Origin of the sequence: Clostridium sulfidigenes (assembly GCF_052067195.1) — a bacterium.
GTDB lineage: Bacteria > Bacillota > Clostridia > Clostridiales > Clostridiaceae > Clostridium_J > Clostridium_J sulfidigenes.
This window is the reverse complement of the sequence record NZ_JBQHQR010000008.1, coordinates 86954-102777: the sequence shown is the minus strand read 5'-3', so window position 1 is coordinate 102777 and position 15824 is coordinate 86954. Positions and strand designations below refer to the sequence as shown.

11 protein-coding genes are annotated in these 15824 nt (G+C 29.9%); 10 read left to right on the top strand and 1 reads right to left on the bottom strand.

Annotated elements, in window-relative coordinates; translation table 11 throughout:
* Positions 1-33 precede the first annotated feature (33 nt).
* From ACTNBA_RS11145 to ACTNBA_RS11130, 4 genes are all read left to right on the top strand, one after another.
* Positions 34-717 carry a hypothetical protein gene (locus tag ACTNBA_RS11145; protein WP_441074092.1) on the top strand — a complete coding sequence of 228 codons (684 nt, stop codon included), beginning with the start codon at positions 34-36 and terminating at the stop codon, positions 715-717.
* Positions 718-997: 280 nt separating this feature from the next.
* On the top strand, positions 998-2395 hold the full coding sequence (locus ACTNBA_RS11140) for an aldehyde dehydrogenase (RefSeq protein WP_441074189.1): 1398 nt from the start codon (positions 998-1000) through the stop codon (positions 2393-2395).
* A 108-nt stretch (positions 2396-2503) separates the two neighbouring features.
* The gene (locus ACTNBA_RS11135) at positions 2504-3322 is read left to right on the top strand and encodes a M55 family metallopeptidase (protein ID WP_441074091.1); all 819 of its coding nucleotides are present in this window, start codon (positions 2504-2506) and stop codon (positions 3320-3322) included.
* Positions 3323-3388: 66 nt separating this feature from the next.
* Positions 3389-3526, top strand: a complete 138-nt coding sequence (locus ACTNBA_RS11130) for a clostri-philic family protein (protein WP_167403140.1) — start codon at positions 3389-3391, stop codon at positions 3524-3526.
* Between the two features lie 51 nt (positions 3527-3577).
* On the opposite strand, the gene ACTNBA_RS11125 is transcribed toward ACTNBA_RS11130, so the two are convergent.
* Positions 3578-4435 (bottom strand): AraC family transcriptional regulator, encoded by an 858-nt coding sequence (locus ACTNBA_RS11125; RefSeq protein WP_346878542.1) that lies wholly within the window; start codon positions 4433-4435, stop codon positions 3578-3580.
* A 177-nt stretch (positions 4436-4612) separates the two neighbouring features.
* Between ACTNBA_RS11125 and ACTNBA_RS11120 the strand changes: the two genes are divergently transcribed.
* The 6 genes from ACTNBA_RS11120 (at position 4613) to ACTNBA_RS11095 (ending at position 15783) form a co-directional block, all read left to right on the top strand.
* The gene (locus ACTNBA_RS11120; RefSeq protein WP_441074090.1) at positions 4613-5839 is read left to right on the top strand and encodes a dicarboxylate/amino acid:cation symporter; all 1227 of its coding nucleotides are present in this window, start codon (positions 4613-4615) and stop codon (positions 5837-5839) included.
* A 284-nt stretch (positions 5840-6123) separates the two neighbouring features.
* Positions 6124-11139, top strand: a complete 5016-nt coding sequence (locus ACTNBA_RS11115) for a CehA/McbA family metallohydrolase (protein ID WP_441074088.1) — start codon at positions 6124-6126, stop codon at positions 11137-11139.
* Between the two features lie 83 nt (positions 11140-11222).
* Positions 11223-12377 (top strand): YibE/F family protein, encoded by a 1155-nt coding sequence (locus ACTNBA_RS11110; RefSeq protein ID WP_150846047.1) that lies wholly within the window; start codon positions 11223-11225, stop codon positions 12375-12377.
* A gap of 380 nt (positions 12378-12757) precedes the next feature.
* Positions 12758-13948, top strand: a complete 1191-nt coding sequence (locus tag ACTNBA_RS11105; protein ID WP_441074087.1) for a pentapeptide repeat-containing protein — start codon at positions 12758-12760, stop codon at positions 13946-13948.
* 186 nt (positions 13949-14134) lie between these two features.
* A complete protein-coding gene (locus ACTNBA_RS11100) occupies positions 14135-14896 on the top strand; it encodes an ATP-binding protein (RefSeq protein ID WP_441074086.1) in 762 nt (253 codons plus the stop codon).
* Between the two features lie 314 nt (positions 14897-15210).
* Positions 15211-15783 (top strand): signal peptidase I, encoded by a 573-nt coding sequence (locus ACTNBA_RS11095; RefSeq protein WP_441074084.1) that lies wholly within the window; start codon positions 15211-15213, stop codon positions 15781-15783.
* Positions 15784-15824 lie beyond the last annotated feature (41 nt).

Below are 15824 nucleotides of genomic sequence, written 5' to 3'. Positions count from 1 at the left end.
CTATGTTCAAATAAAAATGCGAGGTGACATATTATGCAAGGGATTATGGAAACACTTTTTGATATTCTTTATCTTTCAACAGTTATAATAATGGGAATTATTATGATTAAGAAAAGTGGACAAAATAAACAATACAGATTATTTGGAATTATGGCAGTGATTTTAGGATGTGGAGATGCATTTCATCTAGTTCCAAGGGCTTATGGATTACTTACCACTGGTTTAGAAGCTAATGCTGCGGCTTTAGGAGTAGGAAAACTAATTACATCTATTACAATGACTATATTTTATGTAGTGCTATATCATATATGGAGAATTCGTTATGATGTCAAAGACAAAAAAGGCTTAACTAATATTATTTATGGATTAGCTATTGTTAGGATTATATTATGTGCATTCCCAGAAAACCAATGGTTATCATATAATGCTCCAGTTTCCTGGGGAATATATCGTAACATTCCTTTTGCATTAATAGGACTTATAATCATATGGATTTTCCATAATAAAATTAGAGAAAACAATGATAAAGGCTTTAAATATATGCCTATTGCAATAATTTTATCTTTTGGATTCTATATTCCTGTTGTACTATGGTCAAATACTTTACCGATCATAGGAATTCTTATGATACCTAAGACTTTAGCCTATGTATGGATTGTATTTATGGGATATAAAGATATGAAAAAACTCTCAAACCCGCATGGTGTAAACAACTAGTTAACTATTTAAATATTTATATAGTTCTATAGGTAAATATTAAAATAGTATCCTAGGTAAAATTTTAAATAGTTATATAAGATAAATTTTTAAAATTTTAATATTTATTATATTAAATATTTTTAAATTATAAATTCTTAAGCTGTTTGAAATAAATTATCCCTTTGAAAGACCTACTTAAAAATAAAATTTTTAAGTAGGTCTTTGCTATGGAGCTATGTAGTATAATATGTAAAAATAGTATAAAATATAGTTATTGAAATAGGTATAATAAGGAGTGATTAGGTTTATGGAATTAAGTTCAATTGATGTAGATAAAATTATAGAAGATCACTATAAGTTTTTTGAATCAAAGAAAAGTCGTGATATAGATTTTCGTATTAATCAATTAAGAAGTTTAAAGTCTGCTATAAAAAAGTATGAATATAAAATATATGAGGCATTATATAAAGATTTAGGAAAGTGTGAGTTTGAATCTTATACTACAGAGGTAGGCTTTGTATTAAATAGTATTAGTCACACTATAAAGAATTTAAAGAAGTGGGCAAAGAAAGAAAAGGTAAAAACGCCTTTGTACTTATTTCCTGCAAAAAGTTTTATAATTTCAGAGCCCTATGGAACGGTTCTAATTATAGGACCTTATAATTATCCATTTCAACTTTTGGTAGAACCTTTGGTGGGAGCACTTGCTGCTGGAAATTGTGTAGTATTAAAACCATCTGAAAATGTGCCCAATTTATCAAGAGTAATTACAGAAATGATTACTGAAACCTTCCCTAAGGAATATATACGCTCAGTGGAAGGTGGAATAGAAACTAACACTTCATTGATTAATGGTACCTTTGATTACATCTTCTTTACAGGGAGTGCTCAAGTTGGGAAAATAATAATGGAAGCTGCTGCAAGAAACCTAGTTCCTGTTACTTTAGAATTAGGTGGGAAAAGTCCTGTAATTGTAGATGAAAGTGCAGATATTAGAGTGGCAGCTAAGCGTATAATTTGGGGCAAGACTATAAATGTAGGTCAAACCTGTGTAGCACCGGATTATGTAGTAGTAAATAACAAGGTGAAAGATGAATTAATTAAGGAATTAAAATTGCAAATTCAAAGCTTCTATGGTAAGGATGCTATGGAGAGTAAAGACTACGGAAGAATTGTTAATGATAGACACTTCATAAGGCTTAAAAATATATTAGATAAAGAGGCAGATAAAATAATATATGGTGGAAAAGTAAATAGAGAAAAAAGATATATTGAACCTACACTTATAGATGCTTCATGGGAAGGCGCAGCTATGTCAGAAGAGATTTTTGGACCTATTCTTCCAATTATAAGCTTTAGTAATTTAGATGAGATAATAGGGGAAATTAAAAAACTATCAAAGCCATTAGCTCTGTATTTATTTACTGAAAACTATGAAGTAGAGGAAAAGGTTTTGGAAGAGATATCTTCAGGTGGAGCTTGTATAAATGACACAATAACTCATTTAGCTAATCCGGAGTTACCTTTTGGAGGAGTTGGAAATTCAGGTATAGGAGCTTATCATGGTAAAGAAAGCTTTAAGACATTTTCTCATAGAAAAAGTGTTGTAAGAAAAACTACTAAAATAAATATTCCAATAGTTTTTCCACCTTTTAATAAAAAAAATCTAGATAATGTAAAAAAACTTATGAAATAAACGGCTGTATGTTAACTAAATCAGTATTAGAACTTATTATACAAGAGGATTTCACTAGGGGCTTTTAAATATATATAAATAAATTATATGGGATAAAGGGGGATTTTCATGAAGATTTATATTTCTGTGGACATTGAAGGAATCAGTGGAGTAACTAACTGGGGTTTTACTCATGAAGGTGGCTATAATTATGAAAGAGCAAGAAGGTTTATGACAGAAGAAGTAAATGCAGTTATAAGAGGAGCTAAAAAAGCAGGAGCAGAAGAAATATTAGTAAATGACTCTCATGGACCTATGACAAGTATCCTTATTGAAGAATTAGATGAGGATGTAGTATTAATTAGTGGAAATAAAAAAATCCTTGGCATGATGGAGGGCATAGATAATACTTTTGATGCAGTTATGCTGATAGGATATCACGGAAGACATAATACTTCAGGAATCTTAGCTCATAGCTATAATGGTTCAGTGGTATCGGAAATAAAGTTAAATGGAAGAGTAGTGGGAGAATTTGAATTTAACTCCTTATTGGCAGGATATTTTAAAGTTCCAGTGGTAATGACGTCAGGAGATAACATTTTAACAAGTCAAGCTAAAGAATTTAACAAGAATATAGAAGCTGTAGAAGTTAAAAAAGCTCACAGTAGATATGTAGGTGAATGCATACAGCCAAAGAGAGTTCATAAAATGTTAGAATCATCAGCAGAAAAAGCTATTTATAATAAATTAGTAGAACCTAACATATTAGATGATGAGGTAGAGTTAGAAATAGCCTTTATGGATAGTGGTATGGCAGAAGGAACCTTATGTATTCCAGGAGTTCAGCTTATAGAACCTAACAGAATTAAGTACAAGGCAAAGGATATTATGGAAGCTTATAAAATAAGAAGTGGTCTAATTACCTTGGCTGGGGCTTGGATGCGATAATACTTAATTTAAACACATAAAACCTTAAAAAAAGTAGAAACTATTTAAGGAAAGGATGTGTTTATTATGAAGAGAAAATCAGGTTCTAACAATCCAGCTCAGAAGGGAAAAAGAAGACAAAAGCTTCATGAGAATCAAAACAATGTTGGAGATCCTCAAAATAAGCCTGAATTTAAAGATTTCAACGGAAATGAAATAAAATAGTTAAATTGTGTTTTAAGAAGCTGTCTCAGAAGTAGTTTATTTTGAGACAGCTTATTTTATTGCATTTATATATTCTCGGGGTGATTTGTGAAAGAGCTTTTTAAAGCTACGTAGAAAACTAGAGTAATCCTTAAATCCACAGAGGGAACTAACCTTAGTTACAGGCTCACCAGATTTTATAAGTTCTTGAGCCATAAATAATCTCTTCTGAATTATATAGTTATGAAGAGTATACCCAGTTTCATTTTTGAATTTATGCATTAAATAATATTTACTTATAAAGAATTCCTTACATATAAGTTCAATGGATAGATCTTGTGATAGGTTATTGTTTATATATTTTAAAATCTCTTCAATTTGTTTATCGTATTTTAAAGAATCCTTAGTAGTAATATAAGTTTTATCAAGATAAAGTCTGTTAAGATATATAATTAGTTGAATAAAGAGGGAGTTACCTAAAAGTTTACTTCCAAAATCTTGAGAGTTAAATGATACTTCTAAGGAAGATATGATATTTTTAAGGTTATTTTGAAATTTATCTTCAAGTCTTATTAAATTAAAACTCTTCTCTTTTGCTAGTTTAAAGCAAGTTGATAAATCGCAACCTTCATAATTATGATTTTCAATAAAACCTGAATTAGCCCAAATAATTATACGTTCATAGGTCTCATTAGAATCGATAATAGGCTTGTGCACATCATGATTGTTTACAAGTAGAATATCCCAAGGCTTTAAATAATAAGCCTTCCCTTCAATTAAATAAGTAACTTTTCCAGATAAAAAGATTATTATTTTATTAAAGTCATGATAATGAAACTCGAATTCTTGATTTTTTTTGTCCTTTATATGAAAAAGCTGAAAGTCTTTATTAAGATATCCAGATTTGTTACTTGAATATGTGTTATCCATAAAGATACCTCCAAAACTAAATATACTTCATTTATCATATTATTAAAAAAGCAGTTTTTGCAATGTTTTAAACAGTATATTCAATATTTATTGTACATAGTGTTGAATATAATAAGATTATAACATATATGAAAATTAAATTACTAATTATATTATTTTATTTAAGGAGGAGGAAAAATGGAGATTTTAAAAAATTATAAGTCCTCGATATTTTTAATAATTTCAGTTATTATAGGTGGAGTTATAGGGTTGATCATGGGAGAAAGGGCAAGTATTTTTGCACCACTGGGAACAATATTTCTAAATTTAATATTTACAATACTGATACCATTAGTATTCTTTAGTATTTCATCGGCTATTGCTAATATGGATAGCTCAAAAAAATTAGGAAAGATACTTGGAATTACAATAGTAGTATTTGCATGTACGGCTATTATATCAGGAATAATAGGGGTAACTAGTTTCAAAATTTTTAATCCTGCACAGGGACTAAATTCGTCTATGTTTACAGAGTTAATGAATAGTGCTCAAGTTGTACCTAGGGAGCAAGTAGGATTTTTAGAAAAAATAGTTTCTAGTATTACTGTAGGGGATTTTTCACAGTTGTTATCTAGAAGTAATCTATTGGCACTTATAATATTTTCTATGCTTATAGGTTTTGGAACTATGTTAGCAAAAGAAGAAGGAAAGGAGTTTTCTAATTTTTTAAGTAGTGGCGCTATAGTAGTAAATAAGGTGATAAATATAATAATGTATTATGCTCCAATAGGATTAGCAGCATATTTTGCCAACGTAGTTGGTCAATTAGGAAGTCAAATATTAAGTGGATATGCAAAGGTATTTGTACTGTATTTGATAGTATCTATAGTATATTTTATTATATTCTTTACTCTCTATGCCTATATAGCAGGGGGTAAAGAAGGTATAAAAGCTTTCTGGAGAAATTCCACAGGACCATCAGTGACAGCATTAGCTACATGTTCTAGTGCAGCCTGTATTCCAGTAAATATTCAGGCAGCTAAAAATATGGGAGTATCTAGTTCCTTAGCTAATATAGTTATGCCTTTAGGTGTAAATATCCATAAGGATGGTTCAGTGATAGGTGGAATATATAAGATAATGTTTTTATTTGCGATATTCGGAAGAGACATTAATAGCTTGGGAACTTTAACTATTATTTTCATGGTGGGATTACTAGTAGGAGCTGTTGTTGGTGCTATACCAGTAGGTGGTTCCATTGGTGAGATGCTAATATTAAGTATATTTGGATTTCCTCCAGAGGCTTTAGCAATAATGTTAGTTATTGCAACTATAATTGATGCGCCAGCAACCTTATTAAATTCTGCAGGTAACACGGTTTGTACCATGGTAATATCTAAATTTACAGAAAAGAAAAGGGTGTAAAATAAAATTTATAATAAAAGTACAGATATAAATTTTGCATATAGAAATAAGGCTATCTCAACTGACTGAAATAGCCTTATTTTTATTCAATCTTATTGATAATATTTTATTAATTAGATTATTTAATTACATATTTTACTGATTAGTTGATAAAAAATATTTATAAATTCAAAAAAATGGTTAATTTATAGAATAATATAAGATTAAATGTTTTATTACAATAATTTAAATAATATCCATATAATGTTATAATTATTATAAAATATTGTAAGGGGGGCAGTTAATTGGGAAAGAAAAAAAATAAACTTTTAAGCCTAATTAGTGCATTATTATTCTTAGTAACTTATATTGTGATGCCAAGTATAAATGTTTATGCAGTAGAAAGAGCTATTAATAATAATGAAGATACAACAATACTCCTTTCAGAAGGTTTTACAGGAGCTAGAAAGAATGTAAAACCAGAAGGAGAAGGATGGACAATTACAAGAAATGGGGAAAAAGCTACTGTATTAGACGGATATGACACAAATGGGAATTATGGTAAAACAAAACCTTCACTAGGATTTGGACGATTGAGTGGAAGTAGTACTGAAACTTTAGAAACACCAGTATTCAATTTACCTTCAACAGGAACTTTGAGTTTTTGGTATAAGGGACAAGTTGGAAATGGTCCTATAACTTCAACTTTAAAATTAGAAGTTAAAGTTAATGATGTGTGGCAAGAGATAAAAGGACCAGATATTACAGTAACGAGTGAAAGTACCTTTTCAGTTTCTTTAGAAAAGGGAGTTACAGCTATAAGATTTACTTTCAATAAAGGATCAGGTAACTTAGCTATAGATGATATAGAAATTTCTTGTATTGGAGGAGGAACTACAGATCCGGGAGAACCACCAATAGATCCACCAACTTCAGAGGTGATAACTATATCATCAGCTAGAGATTTAACTAATGGGGTTGAAGCTGTAGTTAGGGGAATAGTTTCCTTTAATGATAGAAATAAAACCCTTCATATTCAAGATGCTACAGGTGCAATTGCAATATCAAATAACTCCACTAAGATAGATTTAAGTGCTGCAGTTAATGGAGCCTTAGTTGAAGTTAAAGGTACCAGAGATACCTTTAAAGGATTAGCTCAACTTCAGGCTAGTGATATTAAGGTTATATCTAATAGTGGTATGCCAACTGCAGAAACTTATACTATAAAAGAGTTATTAACAGGAAAACATGACTCAAAATATGTGGAAATAACTAATGCAGTTATAGATGTTACAGCTAAGACCTTAACTCAAGGAGAAGATAAGTTAGACATATACTATGTACCTTCTGATATAAATGTAGTTACTGGTGACTTAGTTAATGTTAAAGGAACTATGGGGAAATACAACACAACTGTACAAATATATGGTTCATCTTGTACATTTACAAAGGTAGAAGCTCCTGATACTGAAGGGCCTATAATAAAACATGAACCAATTCTTAAAGCATCAATAGAGGAAGATCTCAAAATAACAGCTTCTATTGAAGATAATAAAGAAGTTAAAAGTGCAATGTTAAACTATAGAATTAAGGGAGAAGAAGTCTTTAAAGCTATAAATATGATTAAAGATGAACAAGGAAATTACATGGCATTAATATCTAAAGAAGAACTGAATTTGAAGGGTATAGAATATTATCTTATGGCTGAGGATGGAATTAATACTACAAGAATTCCGCAAGAGGGGATATTTAATGTAGAAGTAACTAATGAAGATATAGTTGGACCAGAAATATATGATTTAGTGCCAGACAGTGGTGTAGGTATTGGAGATGTAGCAAGACCTGAAATAAAGGCTTCAATAAAAGATAGGACAGGAGTAGATAAAAATTCTATTAAAATGTTCTTTGATGGTGAAGATGTAACTTCAAAAGCTACAATAACTTCAACATCTATTCTATACAAACCAACTACTGATTTAGACGATGGAAGTCACAGAGTAAAGATTGAAGCTAAAGATACTTTGGGAAATTATTCAAGTAAAGAATGGACTTTCAAAAAAGGTAAGTTAAGTCACTACTTCGGACAACTTCATTCACATACTAATATTTCAGATGGAACAGGTTCTTTAGATGAAGCTTATTCTTGGGCTAAGAATCATGGAGCTGACTATTATGCAGTAACAGATCACTCAAATTGGTTTGATAATGATACAGCAGCTTCCTTAGCAGACGGTTCAGCTAGCAAAGCTTGGACAAATGCTCAGGTTACGGCGGATAAATATGATAAAGAAGATGATTTTACAGCTATATATGGATATGAAATGACTTGGTCAGGTTCTACTGGAGGGTGGGGTCATATAAATACATTTAATACACCAGGATTTGAAACCAGATCAAATAAGGCCATGGATTTACAAAACTATTACAATGCATTGCAAACACAACCACAGTCAATTTCTCAATTAAATCATCCAGGTAAGACTTTTGGGGATTTTGCAGACTTTGGTTATTATAGTGAGGCTACAGACAAGGTTGTAAACTTAGTGGAAGTTGGTAATGGTGAGGGGCCAATAAGAGGTTCAGGTTATTTTCCAAGTTATGAATATTATACAAGAGCTCTTGATAAAGGATGGCATGTTGCACCAACCAATAACCAAGATAATCATAAGGGCAAGTGGTTTACAGCTAATAATGCAAGAACAGTAATTATAGCCACAGATAACTCTAGGGGAGATATATATGATTCTATAAAAAATTTAAATGTATATGCTTCAGAAGATGAGAATATGATTATTGATTACACAGTAAATGGTAGTCTAATGGGAAGTTCCTTAGGTGAAGTAGATAAACTAAATTTTAAAGTTAATATAACGGATGATGATACTATAAAGAAAGTATCAGTTATTTCTAATGGTGGAGTTGAGGTTGTATCTAAAGAATTTAATTCTAAAAATGTAGATTGGCAGTTTGATTTGTCTCCAGAATATACCTACTACTATTTAAAGATAGTGCAGGGTGATCAGGATATAGCTGTTACAGCACCAGTATGGGTTGGGGATAGTAGTAACTTTGGTTTAACTGCAGTAACTGTAGACAATGAAATAACTTTACCTAATGAAAAGGTTCAAGTTTCTGTAGGAGTTTACAATAATGAAGCTAAGGCTTTAAAAGACTCTAAGGTGGAGTTCTTTGTAAATGAAATTAAAACAGAAAATAAAGTAGGTGAAAAAGTTATTCCTTTAGTGGAAGGAACTAAAACCGAAAATGTTCAAATAGATTGGATACCTGCTAAACAAGGTGAATATACAATTTATGCTAAAGCCACAATAAATCATGAAGGCAGTGAAAAAGTATTTACTAATAGTGTAAAAGTCAAAGTTAGAAATCCAGAAAACACTTATAGAGTTGTAATAGATGGTGCTCACGTAAATCAATATGTAAGTGGAAATTATGCAGGAAAATATACTTCTCTTAAAAATTTGTTACAACAGAGAAATACAATACTTTCTTTAAATAAAGAGACAATAACTGCAGATACTCTCAAGGGAGTAGATTTATTTATTCTTACAAACCCACAGAGTATTGATAAGTCAGAATATAACTTAACTAAGAGTAAGTTAGAGACAAGTGAGATAAAGGCTATTGCTGATTATGTAAAGGCTGGAGGAAATATAATAGTAACTACTATTGCTGACTATAAGGATGGTGAAGGTGAATATAGCAATGATAGGCAGCTTAATCCATTACTTGAAGCTATAGGAACAGAACTTAGAATAAATGATGACCAAGTTATTGATAATACTACTAATGGTGGTCAACCTTATAGATTATATTTTAATAAATACAGTTCACCATTATACAATTTAGTATCTGGTATCGAAGATGGAAAAGAGCAATATAGCTTCTATAGTGGAGCTTCAGTTGTCCTTGCAGATGGAGCTAAGGGAGAGAAGGTAGATTTCTTAGTAAAGGGTTATGAAACTACAACTACTAGCGATGCAGATAATGCTAAAGATAACATACCAGTAGCACAAGGAAAGGTATCAGTTATTGGAGCAGAAGAGCTAATTAATGGTGGTAAGGTAGTAGTAGCTGGTAATACATTTTTCTCAGACTTTGAAACAGATGGGCAAAATGCAATATCTTACTCAAATATTAAAATAGTAAAAAATATTATGGGTTGGATGATGCCAGAGAAGGTAGCTGAAAAAGTAAATATCAAAGATGTTAGAATAGATGCAAATAAGGACAATGTACCTGATTTACTAGGAGAAGAGTTTACTATAGAAGGTATAGTAACTTCTCAGTCAGAGGCAGTAACTCCTAAAAATTCCTTCTTTGAAGTAGTGTATATAGAAGATGAAACAGGAGGTATATGTATATTTGGTGTATCTAAAACTCCATTAAGGGTTGGACAAAAAATTAGAGTTACAGGTACAGTAGATGCATATCAGGGTGAATTTGAAATTCAAGTTAAGGATGAAGATGCTCAAATTCAAATTATTGATGAAAACCCAGTTGATATATCTCCAGTAAAGCTTTCTACAGGAAATAGTATGATAGCTGAGAATGGTGGTAAGCTTATTCAGGTGCAAGGTAAGGTAGTTAGAATGGATAAATCTAATTTATATATTAACGATGGCACTGGAGAGTCAAGGATATATGTAGAAGGATATATATGGGATGGAAAAGATGAGGGTAGAAAGGGAATATGGGATAAGAATATTAAAGTTGGAGATACAGTATCAGCTATTGGACTTGGTTCAATGGATCCTGAAGGAGCAAGACTTAGAGTTAGAAATACTGGAGAAATTATATTAATTCCAAGTGAAGAAACCAATGAAAAACCAGTGATTAATGGAGCTGAGAATATAACAATAAAGGTTGGAGATAACTTTGATCCTAAATCAGGTGTAACTGCTACGGATAAAGAGGATGGAGATATAACTTCAAAAATAGTAATTACAGGTTCAGTAGATATAAGTGAGGCTGGAGAGTATGTTTTAACTTACAGCATAACTGATAGCTCTGGAAATAATACTACTATGACAAGAAAGGTAACTGTAATAGATAAAGAAAAACCAGGTGAAAATGATAACGAAAAACCAGAAAATCCAAGTAAACCTAATAAACCTAATAAACCAAACAAACCAAACAAACCAAGTAATTCAGGAAATAGCACTTCAAACTTACCTCAAACGGGAGGCGATAGTTCTTCAATAGTACTAATAGTTATAGCTGTTTTAGTAATTGGAGGAGGAATAACTCTATTATTTAAGAGAAAAAACAAAGGAGAGAATACAGAGCAGAGTAAAAAATAAAATTAGACATTAAATTTAGGGGCTGACTCAAAGTAAGTTTGAAACAGCCCCTTACAATAAAATAGGTGAGAGGAGGGTTATTAATGAATATAAATAAATACAAGAAGGATATTATAACAATAACAGTAACCGTTATATTAGGAATATTAATTGTTTTTTCATCGAAACTAATATTTACTAATGGATTTTTGCTGGACAAGCTAAGTACTGGAGTAGAATATTATGAAGCAGAAATAGTAAATGTTATTAAAGAAAATTTGCAAGATGATAAGTATATAGAAGAAATAGAACTAGGATATCAACAGGTATCAGTTAAAATATTAAATGGTCCTTATGTGGAAAATCAATATGAAATAACTAATAATGTAAGTAGACTATATAATACTGTAGTTAAAAAAGGTGACAGGGTAATAGTTGCCATGTACTTTATGGACGATAAGCTTAATGATGTGGCTATATCTAGCTTTAAGAGAAGCACTTCTTTATCTATTATGGTTATTATATTTTTATTAGTAATATTATTGGTTGGAGGATTTAAAGGCTTAAAATCTATAGTAGCATTACTATTTACAATGATATGCGTAATATTTTTAATGGTACCATTAATGCTAAGAGGTGTAAGTCCTATAATATCAGCTATAATAATAGCTATAATAAGTACATCAATTACATTAGTGCTAGTATCAGGAACAAATAAGAAAACATTGTCGGCTATATTAGGAACTTTAATAGGAGTTTTAATAGCAGGAATACTTGCCTACATATTTGGTGAAACCACAAATCTCTCAGGAATAAACATGTCACAGGTAGAAAGTATAATGTATATAGCAGAAACGACTAATCTAAAAATAAAGGGTATATTTTTTGCAGGGATTCTTGTGTCTGCATTGGGAGCCGTTATGGATGTAGCTATGTCAATATCCTCATCTATATTTGAAATAAGTTCCATAGATAAGACTATGAGTATAAAAGCATTATTTAAAAGTGGTATGAATATTGGTAAAGATATAATAGGAACTATGGCTAATACTTTAATTTTAGCATTTGCAGGAGGAGCTATAAACATACTTATTTTATTATACTCTTCCAGTATGACAGCTAATAGGTTACTGAATTTAGATATCCTTGGTACCGAACTGATTCAAGGGCTATCAGGAACTATAGGAATAATTCTAACTGTACCAGCAACAGCAATTATGGCAGCATATCTATGTAAGGCATCTTCAAAAAATAAGTAAGTCAGAATACTCGTCTATTTTGTGTTATACTGCGTCAACAGAACCCTTAGATAGTGCTACTATCTGCGGAACCTGTTTCCTTGTCTAACTCAAAATATACTTCCCATCTTTGACTTATTATTTATTTTCAGGTGCCTAAGAAAAAAATTAAAATTATAAAGAAATAGAATTTGAAACAAACTGTTTCAGCCTTGTAATTAAAGAGTAATAAAATTAACTCAGATAATTAAGGATGATGCAGTTTTTTATTTTCTCTTTTAAAAAGCATTATGATGAAAAATAAAATAGCTATATAGGCACAGGAGTAATTCTTATATAAAGGTATCATACTAAGTAGTATTAGTATAAAAAATAGTAGATGTTTAAAGGAGAGGACTTTTATGCCTTATATAAACTTTAAAGAAGAAGTGTTTAAGGGAAAGGAAGAGCTATATAAAAGAATAGAAAATAATAAGAAACTATTTAGTGAAATAAAAAATAATAAGAACAAAATTAGTATCAAACCAGATGAAGAGTATAGTTTTAGAAGCATTAAAGATAGAACTATAAATAATTCTTCAACTGAAAATGAGGGGTATTTTTTAGAGATTACTGATAAAAATATTGTATGCACTGAGTTTATAGAGTGTAAATTTTATAATATAAAGTTTAAAAATTGCACATTTGTTGCATGTAGGTTCATAGAGTGTGACTTTGGGGGGGGAGGAGTAATTTTCGAAAATTGCACTATGATTTTGAAAGAAATTAATAATGTACCGTCTTTAAATAAGGAGGATAATTTATCTTGCATCTTTGAAAGGTGTAAGTTATATTGTAAGTTTTTAAGTTCTAATATTACATATTTAATTTTTGATGAATGTGAACTTAAACATACATCTTTTGAACTTACAGATATGTCTAATGCTATAATTATAAATTCTTATATGAAAAGAATTAATTTAGTTGATGTGGATTTATCAGGAGGAAAAATAATATCAACTTACATTGAGGATTTAGAATTTAATGATAAGTTAAAAAGCAAACTGGATCCAAAAACTTTTTTTGATAAAATTCAGCCAAAGAAAAAAACTAAGGATGAATATGAAGGGATATATGAAGTATATGAAACCATTGCTGATAAATATAATGAAAATAATTTGAAGAACAACTTTGGAGAATACTATTATCTTTGTAAGAATATGCAAAGAAAAAGCTTGAAAAAGCTATTACCTAAAACAATATCTTATATTTATTGGTTTACCTGTGGGTATGGAGAACGAATATTATATCCATTAATAACCTCTTTAGTTTTAATACTAATTTTTGCAACTATGTATTTGACTTTGGGATATTCATCACAAAGCCAAATAATTAGTTACTGGTGGGGTATAGGTTTACCAAAAAGCTTCAATGAATTTCTAAGTCAAATGAATCAATGTATAAATATAAGTGTTGAATTATTTACAGGGCTAGGGTCTGATAATGAAACGCCAATACCAGCTTCTTATATAGTTGCAAATACTGAAATGATAGTAGGAGTAATTATGATGGGGGTAGGAATAGGTACCTTAACAAGAAAATTAGTAAGATAAATAAAAATTTAGTTGTGTAACAAAAGTTACAGACCTATTATGGATATCTAGTTATAATTAAGATATAGTAAATATAGTTTATTTTAAACTTGGTGTTGAAAATAAACAAAAAATAAGTGTGCTAAAAAATATAATTTTGAGAAATATGCTAAATGAGATTAAATAATAGGTTTAGGAGGATTTGTTATGAAGAGAAAAATAATTAAGATTCATGAAGAAAAGTGTAATGGCTGCGGATTATGTGTTACGGCTTGTCATGAAAAAGCTATAGAATTAGTTAATGGAAAGGCAAAGCTTGTTAGCGATATATATTGTGATGGATTAGGAGATTGCTTACCCAATTGTCCTACAGCAGCTATAGAGATTATAGAAAGAGAAGCGGATGAATATGATGATGATGCAGTAAAGACAAGAATTTTAGAATTAGATAATAAGTCTAAAGAGATTAAAGATATAAACATTGGTGGGGAAGAAAAGTTGCCATGTGGATGTCCTGGAACAATGGCTAAAACCATTGAAAGAAAACCAATAATCACTATGGAAACTATGCCTAAAAAAAGAGAGAATACTACTGAAAACAACTCTGAGCTTATGCAATGGCCGGTACAATTGAACTTAATAAATACTAGTGCGCCATATCTAAAGGATGCTAACTTATTAGTAGCAGCAGATTGTACAGCTTATGCTTATGGGAATTTCCATAGAGACTTTATGAAGGATAAAGTTACAGTAATAGGATGTCCAAAACTTGATGACAATGAACATTATAAGAATAAATTAACTGAAATACTTAAGAAGAACAATATAAAGAGTATAACTGTAGTTAGAATGGAAGTGCCATGCTGCTCAGGAATAGTAGCTTCAGTTAAAAGTGCCATGCTTACTTCAGAGGTAATTGTACCATATACTGAGATTACTATTACAAGCAATGGTAATATTATAAAGTAAGCAATAGATTCATATTTTATATACCTTATATGTTTTTATATACGCAAGAGAGTTACCTTGAAACTTTTGTGAAAGGGTAACTTTTTATTTTTTTGAAAATGGTATATAATAACAAAAATATGTTGACAATGATAGTTGTAGAAGGTAATATAAGTATATAAATACATTATATGTAAATTAATATATATTATTCTTGAATGGGTTGAATGGGTTCCTTTAAATAATTAGAGTAAGTAGTTAAGCTATTCTAATTAAAGTATTCATATTTAATAGTTTATTAAAATTATTTTATGGTAGAAAGGAAATTAAAAATAATGAGAAAAGAAAAAAGAAAACAACAGGATAAGAATATTTTAAAAAAAATATTTAAGTATGCAAAAAAAACAGTGAGTTATGTATTAATTATATTATTGTTTACTATTATAATTCAAAGTTTAAAAATAAGAGTTGATAAGGAATATGTACCAAGTATACTTGGCTATACTTATTTAAATGTATTATCAGAAAGTATGAATCCGGAGTTTTACTCACAAGATTTAATAATTGGCGCTAAAATAAAAGATGCATCTATACTTAAGGTTAGCGATGTTATTACATTTAAAGTAGGGAATATGTTAGTAACACATAGAATAGTTCAAAAAGATGAAAATGGAACTACCTTTACTACTAAAGGTGATGCTAATAAAGTTAATGATGAGAATCAAATAAGTTCTGGTCAGATAATATCTAGGTATTGTTTCAAAATACCTAAATGTGGATTTATAATAAGTAAAATGCAAAGCATTCAATTTTTAGCGTTGGCTTGGATAATAATTATGTACTATATTTTAAAGGAAATATTTAAAGAAGTTAAATTGCTTAGAATAAAGAAAAAAAGTATTGAATAGTTAACTTTATTAATATTATTTAAAATTTAATTTTACATTTT

Bases quoted from the DNA above. Each gene is read 5' to 3' on its own strand.
- ACTNBA_RS11145 (WP_441074092.1), top strand. From the start codon at position 34: ATGCAAGGGATTATGGAAACACTTTTTGATATTCTTTATCTTTCAACA.
- ACTNBA_RS11135 (WP_441074091.1), top strand. From the start codon at position 2,504: ATGAAGATTTATATTTCTGTGGACATTGAAGGAATCAGTGGAGTAACT.
- ACTNBA_RS11130 (WP_167403140.1), top strand. From the start codon at position 3,389: ATGAAGAGAAAATCAGGTTCTAACAATCCAGCTCAGAAGGGAAAAAGA.
- ACTNBA_RS11125 (WP_346878542.1), bottom strand. From the start codon at position 4,435: ATGGATAACACATATTCAAGTAACAAATCTGGATATCTTAATAAAGAC.
- ACTNBA_RS11120 (WP_441074090.1), top strand. From the start codon at position 4,613: ATGGAGATTTTAAAAAATTATAAGTCCTCGATATTTTTAATAATTTCA.
- ACTNBA_RS11110 (WP_150846047.1), top strand. From the start codon at position 11,223: ATGAATATAAATAAATACAAGAAGGATATTATAACAATAACAGTAACC.
- ACTNBA_RS11105 (WP_441074087.1), top strand. From the start codon at position 12,758: ATGCCTTATATAAACTTTAAAGAAGAAGTGTTTAAGGGAAAGGAAGAG.
- ACTNBA_RS11100 (WP_441074086.1), top strand. From the start codon at position 14,135: ATGAAGAGAAAAATAATTAAGATTCATGAAGAAAAGTGTAATGGCTGC.
- ACTNBA_RS11095 (WP_441074084.1), top strand. From the start codon at position 15,211: ATGAGAAAAGAAAAAAGAAAACAACAGGATAAGAATATTTTAAAAAAA.